Origin of the sequence: Microcoleus sp. M2_D5, from assembly GCF_036701935.1 — a bacterium.
Classification (GTDB): domain Bacteria; phylum Cyanobacteriota; class Cyanobacteriia; order Cyanobacteriales; family Microcoleaceae; genus Microcoleus.
On sequence record NZ_JAUBRP010000004.1, the window covers coordinates 108,139 to 113,796 of the forward strand.

Below are 5,658 nucleotides of genomic sequence, written 5' to 3' on the forward strand. Positions count from 1 at the left end.
TAGGAAAGCAAGTACCTGTGTTTGAGTGGAGTCAGTCGATTTTAGATTTTAGATTTTAGATTTTAGATTTACTCGATAACAGATGAATCTGGAAGCTTAAACTCTGTAATCTAATTTTTTTCTCCACCCTCGATAGCGTAGGAAAGCAAGTACCTGTGTTTGAGTGGAGTCAGTCGATTTTAGATTTTAGATTTTAGATTTTAGATTTACTCGATAACAGATGAATCTGGAAGCTTAAACTCTGTAATCTAATTTTTTTCTCCACCCTCGATAGCGTAGGAAAGCAAGTACCTGTGTTTGAGTGGAGTCATCTTTGGTAATAATTAATCCCTGGGATTTGTAGTTGCACATCAAGTAGATTTTGTCCAACTACAGATACCTAAATTGCCATCAAAAATCAATGGCTAACTAGATTGGTAATGAATGAAGTTTTAGATTTTTGGTTTGGTCGATCGCACTCTCCTGAGTTTGGCCAAGTTCAAAAGAAGTGGTTTGAAAAAAATGCGGATTTTGATGCCGAAGTGGGATCGCGCTTTATGCAGCAATACGAACTCGCCGCCTCCGGTAAACTCGACTCATGGCAAGATTCCCCCGAAAACTGCCTCGCATTAATTATACTGCTCGATCAATTTCCGCGCAATATGTTTCGCGGAACACCTCAAGCATTCGCCACAGACAGCAAAGCTTTAGCCACCGCCGAATACGCTATTAATCATAACTTCGATCGCGAATTGCTAACTGTACAAAAATTATTTGTTTATCTCCCTTTTCAACACAGCGAAAACTTAGAAAACCAGCAAAAATCTGTCGAACTATTTAGTCAACTCAGCGGCGAACCTGACAGCGATTCACTCATTGAATACGCGCAGCAGCATTTGGAAATAATCGAGCGTTTTGGGAGATTTCCCCACCGCAATCAAATTCTCGGACGCGAAACAACCCCCGAAGAAGCCGAGTTTCTGAGACAACCCGGTTCGGGATTTTAAAGCGCGATCGCAAAACCTTTAGGCTACTTAAATTATCAATATGTGCTTCAAACACCAAGAATATATAGATAAGCTTTCAACTCAATGCCCGCCACAGGACTATGAACCCAAAGAAATGGTGGCTTTTAGATTTGTATTTGAACCCAATGATGAACGATCTATTAATAACTTTAAACCAGTGCTGATAATAACTCCGCAGCGCCACCTAAAACCAGAAACTGAAGCAACCAGATGTCAAGGTTATGCGCTATCATTATTTGATACCAGGGAAAATGCCGAAAAACGTTATTTAAAACTAACAAAAAAAAGAAAAAAACTGCGCGATTCTCTGGGGACTCACATAGCAGCAGGAGCGATCGACAAAACAGATGGAGTTGTTTCCAAAATAGATGATAACGGTCACTTGAGCCTACATGAATTTGCTACTGCTGATTTAGCAGCAAAATTTGTAATAACATATTGTTTATTGTAAGGTACAAAAATATGGAACAATTAATAGGAGTTAAACTAAGTAAATTTCCTCTAACTCTCAGAAGTATAGTCAATTTAGAGTATTTCGACGGCCCGCTACTATCGCTTTTTGAGAATGAATACGGCGATAGCTATCTTTATTCTTGGTGCGATGTAGATAATTTGTACAATCGCTGGTTGGTTTTCAGAGTTGCACCACTAACTCTCAAGCTTTACATAGAGGGACAAGTTTCATTGCACGAGTTAATTGTAAATCCTGTTGACGGATTTCTATATTCATTAGATATAGATAATGATTTACAGGTGAAAAACACTTATTTAATCCTGCCTGAAAATTTACCGCCAATCTACTTGCCCGAAACAGATTCCTATTACGAACTGTCTGATTTAAATCGCGAAACTGCTGAACAAGATAGGTTATTAATTTTTCAAAAAATTTCCGGCGAATCTCAAATTAGCAAGGTTTGAAGCTGACTAAAAAACCCGCTCCCCGACTTCTTGAAAAAGTCGGTATCTAATAGATCGCCCAACCCTCAGCCGCGATACTGCACTCGATAAATCCGGTTATTCGCTTCCTCGGTAAACAGCAAACTCCCGTCAGGTAAAACCAGCAAACCAACCGGCCGTCCCCAAGTTTTCGGGCCCGACGGATCTGTCAGAAAACCAGTCAGAAAATCCTCATAATAACCTTGAGGGCGTCCGTTCGCCGCATTAAAAGGTACAAACACGATTTTATAACCAGTTCCAGCGTTCCGGTTCCAACTGCCGCGAAACGCCACAAACGCCCCGTTGAGAAATCTTTTGGGAAACGTTTTGCCGTCGTAAAACTGAAGTCCCAAAGCGGCAGAGTGGGCCTGAAACAGCACGTCTGGCATTAATGTTTTAGCCGCTAAATCAGGTCGATCGCTATTGCCATTTCTGGAGTGGCGCGGGTCGAGCAAATTCGGCTTAAAATAAGTGTAAGGCCAGCCGTAAAACTCGCCTTGACGAATTCTTGTCAAGTAATCCGGCACCAAATCATCTCCCAAACCGTCGCGTTCGTTGACTGTCGTGTAGAGTTGATTGGTTTTCGGGTGAAAATCCAATCCCACAGGATTTCGCAAACCCGAAGCAAAAATTTGCTTGTTCTGGCCGTCCAAATTCATTACTTGAACAGACGCCCTGGGCAGCGGTTCGACATCGGCATTAGACTGCGATCCAACTGATACGAAAAGCTTCCTTTTGTCGGGGGAAACGACAACATTTCGCGTCCAGTGTTGGTTGTAGCCGCCGCCCGGTAAATCGGCAATTTTTTGACCGGTACCAGTTAATTGTTCCTGCCCTTTTGTGTAGGGAAATCGGCGGACTTCAGCGGTATTTCCGAGGAAAAAATAGCGATCGGCAAAAGCCATGCCAAAGGGAATATTTAACCCGTTTTGGACACTGGCAAAAGTTTTGCGAACCTCAGCAACCCCGTCGCGGTTGGCATCGCGCAACAGTGTAATCCGATTCTGCCTGGTTTCTGTGACCAAAACATCGCCTGTCGGCGTCAAAGCCAGCCATCGGGGAGCGTCTAAATTGTCAGCAAAAACGTTGACGACAAAGCCAGGAGGCACTCGCAGCACTGGCGATGCGGGAATCGGTATTACTTGAGGAGGTTTTGAGGCGCTGTCGCTGGCTCCTGGCTGCGGCAAAGCAGTTGCAACAATACGGATTGGCTGCGGCGACAGCGGCTTGGTAGGTACAATTTGATTTGTCCCAACATTGGCCAGCGGTGGACGGGAGGGAATTTGCGAGACGGGGCTGTTGTCGCCCACAGCAGGGGATCTCGCATCTGTAGCTCGATCGCACGCCATCATCGGCAACAGCAGAATTAGCAGCAAGAAACGCGGGTAATACATAGCAGCGATTTCTCCACAATTGCTGGACAATTCTATTATTCTAACTGCTATTCAACAGCTAAGCCACCGCCGGCGCGGTGGCTTAATTCCATTTACTGATACCAGTTGCCAAAAAGAATGCAAGTGTATGCCCGTGTTCCAAACCTTGATATTCATCAGTCAATCGATTTTAGATTTGCTATTTTAGATTTTAGATTGAAGAAAGCAATCCCACGAATTAATCCGGGGGCCCCGGATTAAATTGCTTGATTGTCATTCCCAATCTTCAATCTTCAATCTAAAATCGAAAATCTAAAATCGCATAACCTAGGTCTACCAAAGTCCTCTCACAGGAGCCGGACGGGGAGCCGGAGCCGGAATTGGACGGGGAGCCGGACGGGGAGCCGGAGCCGGAGCCGGACGGGGAGCCGGACGAGGTGGCGGTTCTGGAGCCGGACGCGGTGCCGGTGCTGGGGTTGCGGGACGAGCAACCGTTGTGGCTACCACCTTATAATCGGGGATCACGGCGATATTTTGGATCTGAGATCCGGCGACAGTGGCTCGGACTTTCATTCCCGGTACTAGCCCAATAATTCTCAGGACGCATCTTTGAACCCTGAGAGTCCTGTACGGCGCGCTTTCTTCGCGAATAGTTACTACGTCGCCGACAATACTTTTGACAAAACCGACAATGGTTGTAGTGTTTGCTGTTGTGGTGGTCTGCGTTTGGGCTATTTGAGTTGCAGGGTTAGCCATCGCAGGATGTACTGAGACCGCCGAAATTACCACCGACAGTGTTGCACCTGTCAATAATTTGATGTTCTGAAGACGCATTGAAACCTCACATTAACTGCTATTCAGGGTCGGGTTTGCTTCCGCTGCACGAAAGTCCCAACCTCTATACCTAATCCAGTTTAATCCCCAAAGTAGGAAATTTATGACAATCTCAAAAAAAGATTATCGAACAAGTATTGAAAGACTAAATTTTACATCATAAGTTCCCGATTTACAACAAGTTCAGCGGTTTGCATCTCTAGAGTGTTGCCGTGATATATTGAGTTTATTCGATCGACCGTTGCCGTTTTTTTCCGCCCACCTAACTGTTGCTGGGGGGGAACTCTACCCAAAGACAGATTGTGCTTGCCGGATACAGCAGCGCCATAGTTTGAATACTCGATCCCCAGTCGGTCATTGCTAAAAAATCTAATTAGTCGGAGGTAAAATCTAATCATTTTCTGGCAAGATTTACGCAGAAACCGGGTTTGCTCACGACAGTCTATTGCGTAACTCCACTGAGCCACTTATAAAAACCTTATGGTTTTGGTATTATTGCCTAAGCTTTGTCTTGAGTTACCAGTTATCAGTGGTGGAATTTCAACTAAAAACTGTACAGCGCAGTTGCCGTCATTCGATTTTAGATTTTAAATTTGAGATTTTCGATTGACTTGCGCGAGATAAATCCTCTTTCTTGAGGATGCAAGGATTTGGGATTGGGGATTGATTCCACGGATAAATCACGTGGCGGGTACCACCTTTGAAATTCTTGGTCAAAAAGCCCTCTCAAAATTTTTCCGAGCGGGTGCGGTTGGCGGATAATTAGATCGGAACTTTGTAGGAAATGCTGGTGAGGAGTTTAGCGAAGAAAACAATGGTGAAGAGCAAATTTTTGTTTGACAAGTTAATTGTACTGAGCTTGAGTGCAGCCGCGCTGTCGGTCGGCATACAGCAGCAGGCGACTGCCGAAGTGGTGGCTAATTCAAGCAATAGTGCGATCGCAGCGCAGCGGCCCACCTCCGAGACACAGTTGCCGAATCTCGGAACCCCAGAACTGCCTCCCTTGGGAGAACCATTTCGTTACATTCCCCAAGAACCACAGCCTGCGGTAAATCCTATTGAGGAAGTGCGTTTAGTGCTGAAATTGCGAGAACGCCGCGTCTATGTTTACCGACAAAATAAGGTGCAAACCAGTTTCCCGGTTGCTGTGGGAAAAGGCGGGTGGGAAACTCCTACAGGCAATTTTAAAGTTATGCAAATGATCAAAGATCCTGTTTGGCAAAATCCTTGGACAGGAGAACTTATTCCTGCTGGGCCAGACAATCCATTAGGGAGTAGGTGGATGGGGTTTTGGACGGATGGCAAGAATGTGATTGGTTTTCACGGTACTCCCAATCCAGAGTCGATCGGGGGGGCGGCTTCTCACGGCTGCGTCAGAATGTTTGACAAAGACGCACAGGCTTTATTTGAGAAAGTCGCAGTTGGCACACCGGTGATAGTTGAGCATTAATTATTCGGAGTTTGGGGTGCATCAAAATATCCAGGAACAGGCAAGATGCCTGTTCCAC

Annotated in this window: 6 protein-coding genes; 4 read left to right on the plus strand and 2 right to left on the minus strand. The window is 45.2% G+C overall.

The genetic code is table 11. The features are described 5' to 3' along the window. Positions 1–419 precede the first annotated feature (419 nt). The 3 genes from QUA50_RS02960 to QUA50_RS02970 are packed head-to-tail and all read left to right on the plus strand — an operon-like array spanning position 420 to position 1,925. Positions 420–986, plus strand: a complete 567-nt coding sequence (locus QUA50_RS02960; RefSeq protein ID WP_333259162.1) for a DUF924 family protein — start codon at positions 420–422, stop codon at positions 984–986. 40 nt (positions 987–1,026) lie between these two features. After that, on the plus strand, positions 1,027–1,458 hold the full coding sequence (locus tag QUA50_RS02965; RefSeq protein ID WP_333259159.1) for a hypothetical protein: 432 nt from the start codon (positions 1,027–1,029) through the stop codon (positions 1,456–1,458). Positions 1,459–1,469: 11 nt separating this feature from the next. Continuing rightward, positions 1,470–1,925, plus strand: a complete 456-nt coding sequence (locus tag QUA50_RS02970) for a DUF6575 domain-containing protein (protein ID WP_333259155.1) — start codon at positions 1,470–1,472, stop codon at positions 1,923–1,925. 65 nt (positions 1,926–1,990) lie between these two features. Here the strand turns inward: QUA50_RS02970 and QUA50_RS02975 are convergent, their stop codons facing one another. Together QUA50_RS02975 and QUA50_RS02980 are read right to left on the minus strand one after the other, a co-directional pair. Next, positions 1,991–3,337, minus strand: coding sequence for a sorbosone dehydrogenase family protein (locus tag QUA50_RS02975; protein ID WP_333259152.1), 1,347 nt, complete (start codon positions 3,335–3,337; stop codon positions 1,991–1,993). 312 nt (positions 3,338–3,649) lie between these two features. Further along, on the minus strand, positions 3,650–4,150 hold the full coding sequence (locus QUA50_RS02980; protein WP_333053578.1) for an autotransporter: 501 nt from the start codon (positions 4,148–4,150) through the stop codon (positions 3,650–3,652). Between the two features lie 814 nt (positions 4,151–4,964). On the opposite strand from QUA50_RS02980, the gene QUA50_RS02985 reads away from it, so the two are divergent. Beyond that, on the plus strand, positions 4,965–5,600 hold the full coding sequence (locus QUA50_RS02985; RefSeq protein ID WP_333259149.1) for a L,D-transpeptidase: 636 nt from the start codon (positions 4,965–4,967) through the stop codon (positions 5,598–5,600). The last annotated feature ends 58 nt before the right edge of the window (positions 5,601–5,658 follow it).